The 15,367-nt window shown below is 70.6% G+C and carries 15 protein-coding genes and 3 tRNA genes; 10 read left to right on the forward strand and 8 right to left on the reverse strand.

Features of this window, described 5'->3' with window-relative positions:
- Nucleotides 1-31: 31 nt before the first annotated feature.
- Nucleotides 32-1,102, reverse strand: a complete 1,071-nt coding sequence (purM, locus tag OG624_RS19700) for a phosphoribosylformylglycinamidine cyclo-ligase (protein WP_371639649.1) — start codon at nucleotides 1,100-1,102, stop codon at nucleotides 32-34.
- Nucleotides 1,103-1,193: 91 nt separating this feature from the next.
- Nucleotides 1,194-2,711, reverse strand: a complete 1,518-nt coding sequence (gene purF, locus OG624_RS19705) for an amidophosphoribosyltransferase (protein ID WP_030726287.1) — start codon at nucleotides 2,709-2,711, stop codon at nucleotides 1,194-1,196.
- A gap of 149 nt (nucleotides 2,712-2,860) precedes the next feature.
- Between purF and OG624_RS19710 the strand changes: the two genes are divergently transcribed.
- Entirely contained in the window at nucleotides 2,861-2,956 is a 96-nt protein-coding gene (locus OG624_RS19710; RefSeq protein ID WP_324617183.1) for a putative leader peptide, read from the forward strand.
- Between the two features lie 116 nt (nucleotides 2,957-3,072).
- Nucleotides 3,073-4,506, forward strand: coding sequence for a sulfatase-like hydrolase/transferase (locus OG624_RS19715; RefSeq protein ID WP_033223413.1), 1,434 nt, complete (start codon nucleotides 3,073-3,075; stop codon nucleotides 4,504-4,506).
- 12 nt (nucleotides 4,507-4,518) lie between these two features.
- Here the strand turns inward: OG624_RS19715 and OG624_RS19720 are convergent, their stop codons facing one another.
- From OG624_RS19720 to purS, 5 genes are all read right to left on the reverse strand, one after another.
- A complete protein-coding gene (locus OG624_RS19720; protein WP_033223411.1) occupies nucleotides 4,519-5,325 on the reverse strand; it encodes an META domain-containing protein in 807 nt (268 codons plus the stop codon).
- A gap of 51 nt (nucleotides 5,326-5,376) precedes the next feature.
- Nucleotides 5,377-6,168, reverse strand: a complete 792-nt coding sequence (locus OG624_RS19725; protein ID WP_033223409.1) for a maleylpyruvate isomerase family mycothiol-dependent enzyme — start codon at nucleotides 6,166-6,168, stop codon at nucleotides 5,377-5,379.
- A 199-nt stretch (nucleotides 6,169-6,367) separates the two neighbouring features.
- The gene (purL, locus tag OG624_RS19730; RefSeq protein WP_371588045.1) at nucleotides 6,368-8,617 is read right to left on the reverse strand and encodes a phosphoribosylformylglycinamidine synthase subunit PurL; all 2,250 of its coding nucleotides are present in this window, start codon (nucleotides 8,615-8,617) and stop codon (nucleotides 6,368-6,370) included.
- Nucleotides 8,614-9,294 carry a phosphoribosylformylglycinamidine synthase subunit PurQ gene (gene purQ, locus OG624_RS19735; protein ID WP_030768819.1) on the reverse strand — a complete coding sequence of 227 codons (681 nt, stop codon included), beginning with the start codon at nucleotides 9,292-9,294 and terminating at the stop codon, nucleotides 8,614-8,616. The genes purL and purQ overlap by 4 nt, the downstream gene beginning before the upstream one ends.
- 2 nt (nucleotides 9,295-9,296) lie before the next feature.
- Nucleotides 9,297-9,542 (reverse strand): phosphoribosylformylglycinamidine synthase subunit PurS, encoded by a 246-nt coding sequence (gene purS, locus OG624_RS19740; protein WP_030009438.1) that lies wholly within the window; start codon nucleotides 9,540-9,542, stop codon nucleotides 9,297-9,299.
- Nucleotides 9,543-9,869: 327 nt separating this feature from the next.
- On the opposite strand from purS, the gene OG624_RS19745 reads away from it, so the two are divergent.
- The 8 genes from OG624_RS19745 to OG624_RS19780 all read left to right on the forward strand — a co-directional run bounded on the left by OG624_RS19745 (nucleotide 9,870) and on the right by OG624_RS19780 (nucleotide 14,323).
- Entirely contained in the window at nucleotides 9,870-10,187 is a 318-nt protein-coding gene (locus tag OG624_RS19745; RefSeq protein WP_033223404.1) for a histone-like nucleoid-structuring protein Lsr2, read from the forward strand.
- An 88-nt stretch (nucleotides 10,188-10,275) separates the two neighbouring features.
- Nucleotides 10,276-10,347, forward strand: a tRNA-Gly gene (locus OG624_RS19750).
- Nucleotides 10,348-10,421: 74 nt separating this feature from the next.
- Nucleotides 10,422-10,494, forward strand: a tRNA-Gly gene (locus OG624_RS19755).
- A 148-nt stretch (nucleotides 10,495-10,642) separates the two neighbouring features.
- Nucleotides 10,643-11,587 carry an ABC transporter ATP-binding protein gene (locus tag OG624_RS19760; RefSeq protein WP_033223400.1) on the forward strand — a complete coding sequence of 315 codons (945 nt, stop codon included), beginning with the start codon at nucleotides 10,643-10,645 and terminating at the stop codon, nucleotides 11,585-11,587.
- Complete coding sequence (locus OG624_RS19765) at nucleotides 11,584-12,348, forward strand: ABC transporter permease (protein ID WP_033223399.1); 765 nt, start codon at nucleotides 11,584-11,586, stop codon at nucleotides 12,346-12,348. Before OG624_RS19760 ends, OG624_RS19765 begins: the two co-directional genes overlap by 4 nt.
- A 22-nt stretch (nucleotides 12,349-12,370) precedes the next feature.
- A complete protein-coding gene (locus OG624_RS19770) occupies nucleotides 12,371-13,618 on the forward strand; it encodes a sensor histidine kinase (RefSeq protein ID WP_033223396.1) in 1,248 nt (415 codons plus the stop codon).
- Nucleotides 13,615-14,226, forward strand: coding sequence for a response regulator transcription factor (locus OG624_RS19775; protein WP_030009443.1), 612 nt, complete (start codon nucleotides 13,615-13,617; stop codon nucleotides 14,224-14,226). The genes OG624_RS19770 and OG624_RS19775 overlap by 4 nt, the downstream gene beginning before the upstream one ends.
- 24 nt (nucleotides 14,227-14,250) lie before the next feature.
- Nucleotides 14,251-14,323, forward strand: a tRNA-Gly gene (locus OG624_RS19780).
- Between the two features lie 50 nt (nucleotides 14,324-14,373).
- Here the strand turns inward: OG624_RS19780 and OG624_RS19785 are convergent.
- A complete protein-coding gene (locus OG624_RS19785; RefSeq protein WP_033223393.1) occupies nucleotides 14,374-15,279 on the reverse strand; it encodes a phosphoribosylaminoimidazolesuccinocarboxamide synthase in 906 nt (301 codons plus the stop codon).
- Nucleotides 15,280-15,367 lie beyond the last annotated feature (88 nt).

The raw sequence follows: 15,367 nt of genomic DNA on the forward strand, positions 1-15,367 counted from the left end.
GGCATCGCCCCGGGCCGGGTTTCAGTGCTGCTCAGCTCGCGTAGGAACCGGTCATGGTCGCGCCCTCGGTGTGGGCACCGCGGTCCAGGATCTCGCCCGCGACCCACGCGTCGACACCCCGGTCGGCCAGCGCGGTCAGCGCCACGTCCACCGACTCCTGCGGAACGACGGCCATCATGCCGACGCCCATGTTCAGGGTCTTCTCCAGCTCCAGCTGCTCCACCTGACCGGCCTTGCCGACCAGGTCGAAGATGGCGCCGGGGGCCCAGGTCGAGCGGTCGACCGTGGCGTGCAGGTGGTCCGGGATCACCCGGGCCAGGTTCGCCGCGAGGCCACCGCCCGTGATGTGCGAGTAGGCGTGCACCTCGGCCGTCCGGGTGAGGGCCATGCAGTCCAGCGAGTAGATCTTGGTCGGCTCCAGGAGCTCCTCGCCGAGGGTGCGGCCGAGCTCCTCCACGTGGCTCTCCAGCGACATCTTGGCGCGCTCGAAGAGGACGTGGCGGACCAGCGAGTACCCGTTCGAGTGAAGGCCGGACGAAGCCATCGCGATGACGGCGTCCCCCGTACGGATGCGATCCGCGCCGAGCAGGCGGTCGTACTCGACGACGCCCGTTCCGGCACCGGCCACGTCGAAGTCGTCCGGGCCCAGCAGGCCGGGGTGCTCGGCGGTCTCGCCGCCCACCAGGGCGCAGCCGGCGAGGACGCAGCCCTCGGCGATGCCCTTGACGATCGCCGCGACACGCTCGGGGTGCACCTTGCCGACGCAGATGTAGTCGGTCATGAAGAGCGGCTCGGCGCCACAGACGACGATGTCGTCCATGACCATCGCCACCAGGTCGTGGCCGATCGTGTCGTACACGCCGAGCTGGCGGGCGATGTCCACCTTGGTGCCGACGCCGTCGGTGGCCGAGGCGAGCAGCGGGCGCTCGTAGCGCTTGAGGGCGGAGGCGTCGAAGAGGCCGGCGAAGCCGCCGAGGCCACCGAGGACCTCGGGGCGCTGCGTCTTCTTCACCCACTCCTTCATCAGCTCGACGGCGCGGTCGCCCGCTTCGATGTCCACGCCTGCGGCTGCGTAGCTGGCACCGGTGGTCTTCTCTGTCATGACAGGAGAGAGCTTTCGTGTCGTTACTGCGTGTGGTGCCGGGCCCTGGGAGAAGCCTCAAAGACAGGGCCCGGCGCAGGTTGAGCCAGGGCTACGGGCGACGGAGCGCGTCGGCGGCGTCCGTGCCGCCGGCCAGCTCGGTCTCCAGGAGCTGCTTGCCCAGGAGCTGCGGGTCGGGCAGCTCCATCGGGTACTCGCCGTCGAAGCAGGCACGGCAGAGGTTGGGCTTCTGGATGGTGGTCGCCTCGATCATCGCGTCGAGCGAGATGTAGGAGAGCGAGTCCGCGCCCATGGAGGTGGCGATCTCGTCGACCGTCATCCCGTTGGCGATCAGCTCGGCCCGGGTGGCGAAGTCGATGCCGAAGAAGCACGGCCACTTCACCGGCGGCGAGGAGATCCGGATGTGGACCTCCGCCGCACCGGCCTCGCGGAGCATCTTGACCAGCGCGCGCTGGGTGTTGCCGCGGACGATCGAGTCGTCGACGACCACCAGGCGCTTGCCCCGGATGACTTCCTTGAGGGGGTTGAGCTTGAGCCGGATGCCGAGCTGGCGGATCGTCTGCGAGGGCTGGATGAAGGTCCGGCCCACGTAGGCGTTCTTGACCAGGCCGGATCCGTACGGGATCCCGCTGGCTTCGGCGTATCCGACGGCGGCGGGCGTGCCGGATTCCGGCGTCGCTATCACCAGGTCGGCGTCGACCGGGGCTTCCTTGGCCAGGCGCCGACCCATCTCGACACGCGAGAGGTAGACGTTCCGGCCGGCGATGTCGGTGTCCGGGCGAGCCAGGTAGACGTACTCGAAGACACAGCCCTTGGGCTTCGCTTCCGCGAATCTCGAGGTACGCAGACCGTTCTCGTCGATCGCGATGAGCTCGCCCGGCTCGACCTCGCGGACGAAGCTGGCGCCGCAGATGTCGAGGGCGGCGGTCTCACTCGCGACCACCCAGCCGCGCTCCAGGCGGCCGAGGACCAGCGGGCGGATGCCCTGCGGGTCACGGGCGGTGTAGAGGGTTCCCTCGTCCATGAAGACGAGGGAGAAGGCGCCCTTGACCTGAGGCAGGACCTTGGCGGCCGACTCCTCGATGGTCAGGGGCTTGCCCTCGTCGTCGGTCTGACCGGCGAGCAGGGCGGTGACCAGGTCGGTGTCATTGGTGGCGGCCACCTGGGTGGCGCGGCCGTCCTGACGGGGGAGGTCGGCGACCATCTCGGCAAGCTCGGCGGTGTTCACCAGGTTGCCGTTGTGACCCAGGGCGATGGAGCCGTGGGCGGTCGCACGGAAGGTCGGCTGAGCGTTCTCCCAGACGGAGGCCCCGGTGGTCGAATAGCGGGCGTGACCGACCGCGATATGACCTTGGAGCGAGCCGAGAGAGGTTTCGTCGAAGACTTGGGAAACGAGGCCCATGTCCTTGAAGACGAGGATCTGGGAACCGTTGCTCACAGCGATTCCCGCGGACTCTTGTCCGCGGTGCTGCAGTGCATACAGTCCGAAGTAGGTGAGCTTGGCGACCTCTTCACCCGGAGCCCAGACACCGAAGACGCCGCAAGCGTCCTGGGGGCCCTTTTCGCCGGGGAGCAGGTCGTGGTTGAGTCGTCCATCACCACGAGGCACGCTTCCGAGTGTAGGCGAGATCGACCACTGGTCCGAATTGGGGACGGCCGGGAAATGTCACAGCACAGAGGGTGACCGATCCATTCCGTCTCGGTATCCGGAATGCCCTTGTTGACAGCCCCATGGGCATTCGTACAGGCTCTCGCCTCATGCAGCCTCTCGGTGACCGAACCGTCACCCTCGTCGAGCGCCGGCACGTGGACCTTGTCCGTGTCGCGAGCGCCATCTGTCGCTGTTCTGCGTAGTCACACGCCGCTTTTCGTTCTTTTTCTTCCTGATCCCTGCCCGAGCCTGCCCTGTCGTGCCGCGCGCCGTCCCGCGCCGCCCGGGGCGGGCCGGCGGGCCATGCCTTGGAGTACCTGTGACCTCGTACGAACCCCACCTGTCCCGGCGCGCCTTCGGCGGCGCGGTCGGCGTGAGCGCGGCCGCCGCGGCGGTAGGCCTGGGCGCCGCTCCGGCCGCCGCGGCCCCGACCCCCGGGGACGGACGGAACGCGCCGCAGGAGCGGGAGTTCCGGGCCGGGCGGCCCCGACCGTCCCGTCGGCCGAACATCCTGTTCATCCTCGGCGACGACCTGGGCTGGGCCGACCTCTCCTCGTACGGCTCCCCGCACATCAAGACCCCGAACCTGGACCGTCTCGCCCGCCAGGGCGTCCGGTTCACCGACGCCTATTCGGGCTCCGCGACCTGCTCGCCGACCCGGTTCAGCCTGTACACCGGGCGCTACCCGGCCCGTACCAAGGGCGGGCTGGCCGAACCGATCGCCGACAAGTCGGTGGGTCTGGACCCCACGCACCCGACGCTGGCCTCGCTCCTGAAGTCCTCGGGCTACTCCACGGCGTTGATCGGCAAGTGGCACGCGGGCTACCTGCCCGACTACAGCCCGACCAAATCCGGCTGGGACGAGTTCTTCGGCAACTTCGGTGGCGCCCTGGAGTACTACTCCAAGCTGGGTCTGGGCGGCGAGTACGACCTCTACGAGGGCGACGCCGAGTACAAGGACCTGCGCTACTACACCCGGATCATCACCGAGCGGGCGAGCGAGTACGTCTCCCGCGACCACCACGGCAAGCCGTGGCTGCTGAACCTCAACTTCACCACCCCGCACTGGCCGTGGATCGCCGACGGGGACACCGAGCAGAGCGCCGAGATCGTCCGGCGGATCAAGGCGGGCGACGGGCGCGCCCTGTGGCACCAGGACGGCGGCTCGGTCGAGAAGTACAAGGAGATGGTCGAGGACCTCGACCGCTCGATCGGCAAGGTCCTGGAGGCGCTGAAGCGTTCCGGCCAGGAGCAGGACACCCTCGTGGTCTTCTCCAGCGACAACGGCGGCGAGCGCTTCTCGTACAACTGGCCGCTGTCCGGCAACAAGGCCTCCCTCCAGGAGGGCGGGATCCGCGTGCCGAACATCGCGCGCTGGCCCGCCCGGCTGGACGGCGGCCAGGTCAGCCACGTCCCCGTGTTCAGCCCGGACTGGACGGCGACGCTGCTGGAGGTCGCCGGGGCCCGCCCGCACCCCGCCTACCCGCTGGACGGGGCGAGCCTGGCCGGGTACCTGCTGCGCGGCGAGAAGGTCGCCGAACGGGACCTGTTCTGGCGGGTCCGGGGCGAGCGCGCGCTGCGCCGGGGGGACTGGAAGTACTACCGCGGCAAGGCGGGCAAGGACCAGCTGTTCAACCTGGCCGGGGACGTCCGCGAACAGGCCGACAAGGCCGCCGTGGAACCGGCCCGGCTGGCGCAGCTGCGGGCGGCCTGGGAGAAGGTGGACGCCCAGCTGCTGCCGTACCCGGCCTGACCGCGGTCGTGCTCACTCGGCGGCCGAGGCCGCCCTGGCGGTCAGGCCCTTGCCGTCGGGCGCCGTGAGGGTGAGGGTCCGGCCCTCGACCTTCGCGGTGAGCGGGCCGCTGCCGAACAGTCCGGTCAGCGTCCGCTCGACCTCGCCCACCGGCCCCTCGCAGGCCATACGGGTCGAGGTCAGCGGCCCGAAGGTGACCGTGGAGCCCTCCACGGTCACCTGGGCGCTGAACCGGTTGCAGCCGAGGTTGCCGCTCACGGTGAGGTCCGGGGCGATGGTGAATCGTGACTTCCCGGCCGCCTCGGCGGGCAAGGAGGCCGCGGTCCCACCGCTGACCAGGGACTCCACGGTCCACTCGGTCGTGGTGAGCGGGGCGTCGGTGACCGCGGGGGCCGACGTCATGGCGATGGTGCTCCCGTCGGCGGTCTTCAGGGTGAGCCGGTCGGGGCCGCGGTCGATCGTCAACCTGCCCCGGAACAGCTTGGCGAAGGCCGTCTCGAACTCCATGTCCGCGCAGGCCATGGTGGTCGAGGCGCCGGGCGTCACGGTCACCGAGGAGGTGCCGGCGAAGGCCGCGACCGCCGTGAAGCCGTTGCAGCCGTAGTTGCCCTTGACCTGGTTCGGACCGATGTCGAGGTGGGCGCTCTCGGGCGCGTGCAGGGTGCGGCCGCCCGTGGTCAGGGACTCGACGGCCCAGGAACCCTGGGGATCGGGCAGTCGGGCGCCCCGCGCGTCCTCGCCCTGGCCGCAGCCGGTCAGGGCGAGCGCGACGACGAGGGCCAGGCCCGCGGCGGCGGGGACGTGCCGGAAGGTAGGCATGTCCCTGGGACGGAGCGGGCGCGAGGCCGGTTCCACCATGGTCGTTCCCCCTCAGCTCATCAGCGGCAGCAGCGCCGACAGATCGGCCCGCTCGCCGCCGGCCCGTACGTGCGCCTCGTCCAGCGCCGCGGCCCACCGCGTACGCCCGGTCGCCAGCCGGATCCAGGTCAGCGGGTCGGTCTCCACGACGTTCGGCGGGGTGCCGCGGGTGTGTCGCGGGCCCTCGATGCACTGGACCACCGCGAAGGGCGGGACGCGGACCTCGACCGCACCGCCCGGTGCCTTGAGGGCGAGGGCGTCGGCGAGCAGCCGGGTACAGGCGGCCAGCGCCTGCCGGTCGATCGGGATGTCCAGTCCGGCGGCCCGGTTCAGGTCGTCGGTGTGGACCACCAGTTCCACGGTCCGGGTGACCAGGAAGTCGGCCAGGGTCATGTCCCCGATCCACAGGTCGAGCACGCGGTCACCCGGATTCGCCGCGAGCGCCCGCTCCATCCGGTCGGCCGCCCGCTCGAACAGCTCGGGCAGCGGGGCCCCGGTCAGGGTTTCCCTGGCCGCCTCGGAGATCTTCCCGGCGAGGGAGGCGGTGGCGAAGGGCCATTCGACGGCCGACAGCTCGGCGACGGCGGCGGGCGGCCGGGCGAGTCCGCCGGCCAGCGAGTCGGCGATCCAGGCGATGTGCCCGGCCAGTTCGGCGACGCTCCAGTCCCCGAGCCCGCTGGGGCGCGCCAGCTGCTCGGGCCCCAACTCCGCGACGGCCCGACAGACATGCGCGAACTGCGCGGTGACGGCCGTGCGGATCCGGACGGGGTCGTAGGTACGCGGCTTCTTCCCTCGGGGCGGCATGCTCCGACCCTACTCGGGGGCCGGCAGCACCGGCCCGGTGCGACAGCGCCGCTGCGCGGTGTCGGTGGCGTAGGCGTAGGCGGTGGCGGTGGCGTAGGCGGTGAACAGCTCGTCGAGGCGCGGGCCGGGCGACGGTACCGACGCCGCGAGCCCCCGACCGCCGGATTCGGGTCGGGGGCTCGCGGGAGAGGCGGTGCGATCAGGCCAGCAGGGCCGGGATCGTCGTCTCGTGGGCCTCGCGGAGCTCGGCCAGGGGAAGGGTGAACTCGCCCTGGATCTCGATCTCCTCGCCGTCCACCACACCGATGCGGGTGACCGGCAGGCCGCGCGCACCGCACATGTCGGTGAAGCGGAGCTCCTCGCTGCGCGGGACGGCCACGATGGCGCGGCCCGCGGACTCGGAGAACAGGAAGGTGAAGGCGTCCAGGCTCTCGGGGACCACGACGCGCGCGCCGTTGCCGCCCTTGAGGCAGGACTCGGTGAGCGCCTGGATCACGCCGCCGTCGGACAGGTCGTGCGCGGCGTCGATCATGCCGTCGCGCGAGGCGGAGATCAGGATCTCGCCGAGCAGCTTCTCGCGGCCCAGGTCCACCTTCGGCGGCATGCCGCCGAGGTGGTCGTGGACCACCTGCGACCAGGCCGAACCGCCGAACTCCTCGGCGGTGTCGCCCAGCAGGTACAGCAGCTGGCCGGCCTCCGAGAACGCCATCGGCGTACGGCGGTTGACGTCGTCGATCACACCGAGGACCGCCACGACCGGGGTCGGGTGGATCGCGATGTCACCGGTCTGGTTGTACAGCGAGACGTTGCCGCCGGTCACCGGGGTGCCCAGCTCCAGGCAACCGTCCGCCAGACCGCGGCAGGCCTCGGCGAACTGCCACATGACGTCCGGGTCCTCGGGGGAACCGAAGTTCAGGCAGTCGGAGATGGCCAGCGGCTTGGCGCCGGTCGCCGCCACGTTGCGGTACGACTCCGCCAGCGCCAACTGCGCGCCCGTGTACGGGTCGAGCTTGGCGAAGCGGCCGTTGCCGTCGGTGGCCATGGCCACGCCGAGGTTGGACTCCTCGTCGATACGGACCATGCCCGCGTCCTCGGGCTGCGAGAGGACGGTGTTGCCCTGGACGAAGCGGTCGTACTGGTCGGTGACCCACGACTTCGACGCCTGGTTCGGGGAGGAGACCAGCGCGAGGACCTGCGCGCGCAGTTCCTCGGAGGTCTGCGGCCGCGGCAGCTTGCCGGCGTCGTCCGCCTGCAGCGCGTCCTGCCAGGAGGGGCGCGCGTAGGGGCGGTTGTAGACGGGGCCCTCGTGGGCGACGGTGCCCGGGGGCACGTCCACGATCTGCTCGCCGTGCCAGAAGATCTCCAGGCGCTCGCCCTCGGTCACCTCACCGATGACGGTGGCGATGACGTCCCACTTCTCGCAGATCTCCATGAAGCGGTCGACGTGCTGCGGCTCGACGATCGCGCACATGCGCTCCTGCGACTCGCTCATGAGGATTTCCTCGGGCGAGAGCGTCGCGTCGCGCAGCGGCACGGTGTCCAGCTCGACCCGCATGCCGCCGGAACCGGCGGAGGCGAGCTCGGAGGTCGCGCAGGAGAGCCCGGCGCCGCCGAGGTCCTGGATGCCCGCGACCAGCTTCTCCTTGAAGATCTCCAGGGTGCACTCGATGAGGAGCTTCTCCTGGAAGGGGTCGCCGACCTGCACCGCGGGGCGCTTGGTGGGCTTGGTGTCGTCGAAGGTCTCGGACGCGAGGACCGAGACGCCGCCGATGCCGTCGCCGCCGGTGCGGGCGCCGTAGAGGATGACCTTGTTGCCGGGGCCGGAGGCCTGGGCGAGGTGGATGTCCTCGTGCTTCATCACGCCGATGCAGCCGGCGTTGACCAGCGGGTTGCCCTGGTAGCAGGCGTCGAAGACGACCTCGCCGCCGATGTTGGGCAGGCCCAGACAGTTGCCGTAGCCGCCGATACCCGCGACGACGCCGGGCAGGACGCGCCGGGTGTCGGGGTGGTCGGCGGCGCCGAAGCGCAGCGGGTCCACGACCGCGACCGGGCGGGCGCCCATCGCGAGGATGTCGCGGACGATGCCGCCGATGCCCGTGGCCGCGCCCTGGTAGGGCTCGATGTAGGACGGGTGGTTGTGCGACTCGACCTTGAAGGTGACCGCGTAACCCTGGCCGACGTCGACGACGCCGGCGTTCTCGCCGATGCCGACGAGCATGGCGTCGTTCTGGGGGGCCTTCTCACCGAACTGCTTCAGGTGGACCTTGCTGCTCTTGTAGGAGCAGTGCTCGGACCACATGACCGAGTACATGGCGAGCTCGGCGCCCGTGGGGCGACGACCGAGGATCTCCCGGATCCGGGCGTACTCGTCCTCCTTGAGGCCGAGTTCCTTCCAGGGCTGGGAGGCGTCCGGGGTTTCGGTGGCGTTCTTGACGGTGTCGAGGCTCATGCGCTGACCAGCTTCTTCAGGACCGAGGTGAAGAACGGGAGGCCGTCGGTGCGGCCCGTCCCGATCAGCGGCTCGACCGCGTGCTCGGGGTGCGGCATGAGGCCGACGACGTTGCCCGCGGCGTTGGTGATGCCGGCGATGTCGCGCAGCGAACCGTTCGGGTTGCCGTCCAGGTAGCGGAAGGCCACTCGACCTTCGGCCTCCAGTTCGTCGAGCGTGCGCTCGTCGGCGGTGTAGCGGCCGTCCATGTTCTTGAGCGGTACGGAGATCTCCTGGCCGGCGGTGTAGTCGCCGGTCCACGCGGTCTCCGCGTTCTCCACCCGCAGCTTCTGGTCGCGGCAGATGAAGTGCAGGTGGTTGTTCCGGAGCATCGCCCCCGGCAGCAGGTGGGCCTCGGTGAGGACCTGGAAGCCGTTGCAGATGCCCAGGACGGGCATGCCGCCCTTGGCCTGCTCGATGATGGTCTCCATCACCGGCGAGAAGCGGGAGATGGCCCCGGCGCGCAGGTAGTCCCCGTAGGAGAAGCCGCCCGCGAGGACGACCGCGTCGACCTGGTGCAGGTCCTTGTCGCGGTGCCACAGCGAGACCGGCTCGGCCCCCGCGAGGCGGACGGCGCGCAGCGAGTCACGGTCGTCGAGCGTTCCGGGGAACGTGACGACTCCGATGCGAGTGGTCACCGTCAGGCCTCGACCTTCACGGTGAAGTCTTCGATGACGGTGTTGGCGAGGAACGTTTCGGCCATCTTGTGGATGCGGTCGAGGGCGGCCTGGTCGACCGGTCCCTCCACCTCGAGCTCGAAGCGCTTCCCCTGGCGGACGTCGGCGATCCCCTCGAAGCCCAGGCGCGGCAGTGCACGCTGCACCGCCTGGCCCTGGGGGTCGAGGATCTCCGGCTTGAGCATGACGTCGACTACGACGCGTGCCATCGGGCACTCCCGTGTGGTGGTTGGTGCGAAGGCGGTTCCCTCAGCGTACCCGGCTGAAATTTCTACGCGGGTAGATATCTCGGGGCCCTGATCACCGCGCCGTTTCGGCTTCACCAACGCTTCGCAAAATCCGCCGGAAAACCACGTGCCCGGCATTGCGGCGGGACACGCGGAGAGAATTAACTGGGCTTCGCAATGCAATGGGAATCGAGGTACAAAGGAATCACTCCGGATTCCGGATGAAAGTTGCATTGCCCCGAAACATCCACACAGGCGACATCACCGCACGTCAGCAGGTGGCGACGTCGCACGAAGGGACCGATATCCGTGGCGCAGCGCGTAGTAGTCACGCTCTCCGACGACATCGACGGCGGGGAAGCGGCGGAAACGGTCGTGTTCGCTCTGGACGGAAAGTCCTACGAGATCGACCTCAATGTGGCGAACGCAAAGAAACTGCGGAAGGGCCTGGCCCCCTTCGTGGCCGCCGGCCGTCGCCAGTCGCGCTCGGGGAAGGTCTTCAAGCACACCGCCGTCGCCCCCGACCCGGCCGTCGTCCGCGCCTGGGCCCGCTCGAACCAGTTCGAGGTGCCGCCGCGCGGCCGCATCCCGAAGAAGATCTACGAGGCCTACAACGCGGCCCACTGAGCGTCGATTTGCCATGCACCCCCATGTGTCGGCTAGTGTGTGGATCACGCCGAGGGGCCAGACCGCAGGTCACAGCCTCCGAGGTCGTGCGGGTGTAGTTCAGTAGCAGAACATCCCTCTTCCAGAGGGAAGGCGCAGTGTGCGATTCCTGTCACCCGCTCTGCATCACTCCCGAACCACTGCGGTGGATCGGGTAGAGTGATGCACGCATCGCCTCAGGGCGATGCAGTGCTTGCGGACGTAGCTCAGTTGGTAGAGCACCACCTTGCCAAGGTGGATGTCGCGCGTTCGAGTCGCGTCGTCCGCTCTGTATCGAGAAGGCCCCGATCATTACGATCGGGGCCTTCTTCGTGTTCCCCGACTTCCACACCGACGACACCGACCCTGACAAATGTCATCGGGGGCGGTGACAGCGCGCACTGCCCGCCCGGCGCGGGCGCCGCGAAGCTTGGATCATGACTGACACCGTGATCGAAGCCGACGGCCTGCGCCGCGGCTACGCAGGAGGATTCGAGGCCGTACGGGGCGTGTCCTTCTCCGTGGCCCGGGGCGAGATCTTCGCGCTGCTCGGCACCAACGGCGCGGGCAAGACCTCCACCGTCGAACTGCTGGAGGGACTGGCCGCGCCCAGCGAGGGCCGGGTGCGCGTCTTCGGGCTCGATCCGTACACGCGGCGGGCCGAGGTCCGCCCGCGCACCGGCGTCATGCTCCAGGAGGGCGGTTTCCCCTCCGACCTGACGGTGACCGAGACCGTCCGCATGTGGGGCGGGGTCACCAGCGGCGCCCGCCCGGCGGCGGAGGTGCTGGAACTGGTCGGCCTGGCCGCGCGGTCCTCCGTACGCGTCAAGCAGCTGTCCGGCGGCGAGCGACGGCGCCTGGACCTCGCGCTGGCCCTGCTCGGCCGGCCCGAGGTGCTCTTCCTCGACGAACCGACCACCGGCATGGACCCGGAGGGGCGCCGGGACACCTGGGCGCTCGTCCGGGCGCTGCGCGACCAGGGCACCACGGTGCTGCTGACCACGCACTACCTGGAGGAGGCCGAGGAGCTCGCGGACCGGCTCGCCATCCTCCACGAGGGGGAACTCGTCCTCTCCGGCAGCCCGGCCGAGGTGACCGCCACCCGCCCGGCCCGGATCCGCTTCACCTTGCCGGCCGAGGTGCCCGCCGCCCGGCTCCCGCTGACGCTGCGCGCGGCGGCCGACGGGCAGCGCGTGGAGATCCGTACCGACCGCCTCCAGGGGGACCTGGCCGAACTGCTGGACTGGGCCCGGGAGTGCGACGTGGAACTGGTCGGGCTCGACGCCCGGACCGCCTCCCTGGAGGAGGCCTTCCTGGAGATCGCGGAGAACCGCCGCACCACCGGCGGCCGCACCGAGGACACGAAGGCGGGGACCCGATGAACACGCTCACCCTGAACCCCGGCCGGCTCGTCGCGCTCGGCCGCTCGGAACTGACCCTGCTGGTACGCAACCGGGCGGCGCTCACCCTGGCCGTCCTGATGCCCCTGCTGATGGTGTTCATCCTGCGCTCCTCGTTGAGCGGGGCCGAGGGTGCCGAGGCCCTCGGCGAGGCCACCCTGACCGGCGGGATCGGCATGGTGCTGATCCTCGTCGTCCACATGAACCTGGTCTCCGCCTACGTCGCCCGGCGCGAGGAGCTCGTCCTCAAGCGGCTCCGTACCGGCGAGGCGACCGACCTGGAGATCATCGCCGGAACCGCCCTGCCGGCCGCCGTCCTGGCCTTCGGGCAGATCACCGTCATCGCCGTGGCCGGTGCGGCCGTCCTGGACGTGCGCATGCCGCGGAACCCCTTGCTGCTCGTGGTGGCCGTGCTCGCGGGCATCGTGCTGCTGGCCGGGTTCTCCGCGCTGACCAGCTCGTTCACCCGCACCGTGGAGACCGCGGGCCTCACCACGCTGCCGTTGTTCCTGGCGACCGTGCTCGGCTCCGGGCTGTTCTTCCCGACGGACTCGCTGCCGGACCTGGCGGCGTCGCTGTGCGAACTGCTGCCGCTGAGCGGGGTGATGGACCTCGTGCGGGCCGGGTGGAGCGGCGGCTCGGCGGGCGGGGACCTGCTGGGCGCCGGACTGAACACATTGGCCTGGATCGTGATCACCGTGTTTTCTGTGCGGAGGTGGTTCCGTTGGGAACCGCGCCGGTGAAGCGAGTCGGGGGACGGGGACCGTGTCGAAGATGACCGGGTGGTGGAAGAACCGCAGCACCGCGGGGAAGGTCGAGCTCTACACGAGGGGGTCGTTCCATCTCTTCGTCGTGCTGGAGATCACCTCCTTCGGGCTGATGCCCGTGGCCGCCACCGCCCCTTCGAGGCCCTCGGTCCTGCTGGCCCTCGCCCTGCTCCTCATGGTCTGCGCCCATGCGGTGCTGTGCGGGGTGCTGACCCACCAGGCGCTGCACTGGGTGGTGGGCCGGCGCGAACGCCCCACCCGGACGGCGGTGGCGGTGGTCGTCACGACGGCCGTGTGCACCCTGGCCGTGCTCACGCTCCGGGCTGTCGGACACATCTCCGAGGCGGCCGTGGCGCCGACGCTGGTGGCAGGGCTGATCTGGTTCGCCTCGGGATCGCTGGTCCTGTGCCTGCGGTCGGTGAAGCGGATGCGGTACATCCCGCCGGTGGCGGCGGTCGCGACGGGGCTGGCCGCACTCGCCCTGGGCACGCCGGCCGCCACGGCGCTGGGGTACTGCGTGGGCATCCTGCTCGGGAGCCTGTTCTTCGGCGCCACCTGCGGTTTCTCGGCGTGGCTGCTGAGAACGGTCTACGAGCTGGACCGCTCGCGCGAGGTCCAGGCGCGGCTCGCGGTGGCGGAGGAGCGGCTGCGGTTCGGCCGTGACCTGCACGACGTGATGGGCCGCAACCTGGCGGTGATCGCGCTCAAGAGCGAGCTGGCGATACAGCTGGCCCGGCGCGAACGGCCGGAGGCGGTGGAGCAGATGATCGAGGTGCAGCGGATCGCCCAGGAGTCCCAGCGGGAGGTACGGGACGTGGTGCGGGGCTACCGGCAGGCGGACCTCTCGGTGGAGGTGGAGGGCGCGCGCGGCGTGCTCAGCGCGGCCGGGATGGACTGCCGTGTGGACTTCCTGGCCGCGCGGGGCACGGAGTTGCCCGCCGAGGTCCAGTCGGCCCTCGGTTGGGTGGTGCGCGAGGCGACGACGAACATCCTGCGGCACGGGGACGCGCACCGCTGCCTGATCCGGCTGACCGCCGCGGAGACGGGCGCCGTGACGCTGGTGGTGGAGAACGACGGGGCTCCCGAGACCCCGACCGGGCCGCCCGGTTCGGGGCTGGCCGGGCTGCGGGAACGACTCGCGGCCCTGGACGGGACGTTGCAGGCGGGGCTGGTCGGCGACGGCCGGTTCCGACTGATGGCACAGATCCCGGACCGACGACTGCAAGGACTGGAGGTGCGGGCGTGAGCCCCGTACGCGTACTGCTCGCCGATGACGAGCACCTGATCCGGGGCGCGTTGGCGGCGCTGCTCGCGCTGGAGGACGACCTGCTCGTCGTCGCGGAGGCGGCCTCGGGCCCCGAGGCACTGGCGATGGCGCGGGCCCACCGGCCGGACGTGGCGGTGCTGGACCTGCAGATGCCGGGAGCCGACGGTGTGAGTGTCGCCACATCCCTGCGGGCCGAACTGCCCGGCTGCAAGACCATGATCGTGACCAGCCACGGCCGCCCCGGGCACCTGAAGCGGGCACTGGCGGCGGGTGTGCGGGCCTTCGCCCCGAAGACCGTCTCGGCGCAGCGGCTGGCCGAGCTGATCCGGACCGTGCACGCCGGAGGCCGCTACGTGGACCCGGAGTTGGCGGCCGACGCGATCAGCGCGGGGGACTCTCCGCTGACCGCGCGCGAGGCGGAGGTACTCGAACTCGCGGCGGACGGGGCACCGATCGCGGAGATCGCGGAGCGGGCCTCGCTGTCGCAGGGGACGGTACGCAACTACCTGTCCTCGGCGGCGACGAAGCTGGGTGCGGAGAACCGGCACACGGCCGTGCGTCTCGCACGCGAGCGAGGTTGGGTATAGTAGTTCTCGCGTTACGGCGCACCTGCGGACATAGCTCAGTTGGTAGAGCACCACCTTGCCAAGGTGGATGTCGCGCGTTCGAGTCGCGTTGTCCGCTCTGTAACGAAGAAGCCCCCCGGTCCTCGGACCGGGGGGCTTCTCTCGTCCCTACGACCAGGACTGGCCGGTGAGGCGCTCGAAGGCCTCGATGTACTTGGCGCTGGTCCGGGCGACGACCTCGGCCGGGAGGGCCGGCGGCGGGAGCTCGCCCTTGCGGTCCCAGCCGGAGGCCGGGGAGGACAGCCAGTCGCGGACGTACTGCTTGTCGAAGGAGGGCTGCGAGCGGCCCGGCTCCCACCGGTCGGCCGGCCAGAAGCGGGAAGAGTCCGGGGTCAGCACCTCGTCGGCGGCGACCAGGGTGCCGTCCTTCGGGTCGAAACCGAACTCGAACTTGGTGTCGGCCAGGATGATCCCGCGCTCGCGCGCGATGTCCCGGGCCCGGCCGTAGACGGCGAGGGTGGTCTGGCGCAGCAGCGCCGCCGTCTCGGGGCCGGTGGTGCGCGCGACCTCCTCGTAGGAGACGTTCTCGTCGTGCTCGCCGACGGCGGCCTTGGCGGCCGGGGTGAAGATCGGGGCGGGCAGCTCGGAGCCGTCCACGAGCCCCTCGGGGAGGGCGAGCCCGCAGACCGTGCGGGTCTCGTTGTACTCGGCGAGGCCGGAGCCGGCGAGGTAGCCGCGGGCCACGCACTCCACCGGGACCATGTCGAGGTTGCGGCAGATCAGGGTGCGACCGGCCCAGTCGGCGGGGGCGCCGGCGGGCAGGTCGGTGGAGATGACGTGGTTCGGGACGAGGTCCGCGAGCTGGTCGAACCACCACAGGGAGAGCTGGGTCAGGACGCGGCCCTTGTCCGGGATCTCGGTGGGCAGCACCCAGTCGAAGGCGGACATGCGGTCGCTGGCGACCATGACGAGGCGGCCGTCCTCGTCACGGTAGAGGTCGCGCACCTTGCCGGTGTGGAGGTGGACGAGGCCCGGAACCTGAACCGGCTCGGGCTTTTCGACGAATCCGGACACGGGGTCTCCCTGTGGTTCTGTATGAAGCGCACCCCGATTCTCGCGCACCTGTGTCCCCACCTGTGGACAGGGGTCCGTGCCGCGGGTC

Source organism: Streptomyces virginiae (genome assembly GCF_041432505.1).
Lineage (GTDB): Bacteria > Actinomycetota > Actinomycetes > Streptomycetales > Streptomycetaceae > Streptomyces > Streptomyces virginiae_A.

Bases quoted from the DNA above. Each gene is read 5' to 3' on its own strand.
- purM (WP_371639649.1), bottom strand. From the start codon at position 1,102: ATGACAGAGAAGACCACCGGTGCCAGCTACGCAGCCGCAGGCGTGGAC.
- OG624_RS19760 (WP_033223400.1), top strand. From the start codon at position 10,643: ATGACTGACACCGTGATCGAAGCCGACGGCCTGCGCCGCGGCTACGCA.
- OG624_RS19720 (WP_033223411.1), bottom strand. From the start codon at position 5,325: ATGCCTACCTTCCGGCACGTCCCCGCCGCCGCGGGCCTGGCCCTCGTC.
- OG624_RS19710 (WP_324617183.1), top strand. From the start codon at position 2,861: ATGCAGCCTCTCGGTGACCGAACCGTCACCCTCGTCGAGCGCCGGCAC.
- OG624_RS19725 (WP_033223409.1), bottom strand. From the start codon at position 6,168: ATGCCGCCCCGAGGGAAGAAGCCGCGTACCTACGACCCCGTCCGGATC.
- purL (WP_371588045.1), bottom strand. From the start codon at position 8,617: ATGAGCCTCGACACCGTCAAGAACGCCACCGAAACCCCGGACGCCTCC.
- OG624_RS19765 (WP_033223399.1), top strand. From the start codon at position 11,584: ATGAACACGCTCACCCTGAACCCCGGCCGGCTCGTCGCGCTCGGCCGC.
- purS (WP_030009438.1), bottom strand. From the start codon at position 9,542: ATGGCACGCGTCGTAGTCGACGTCATGCTCAAGCCGGAGATCCTCGAC.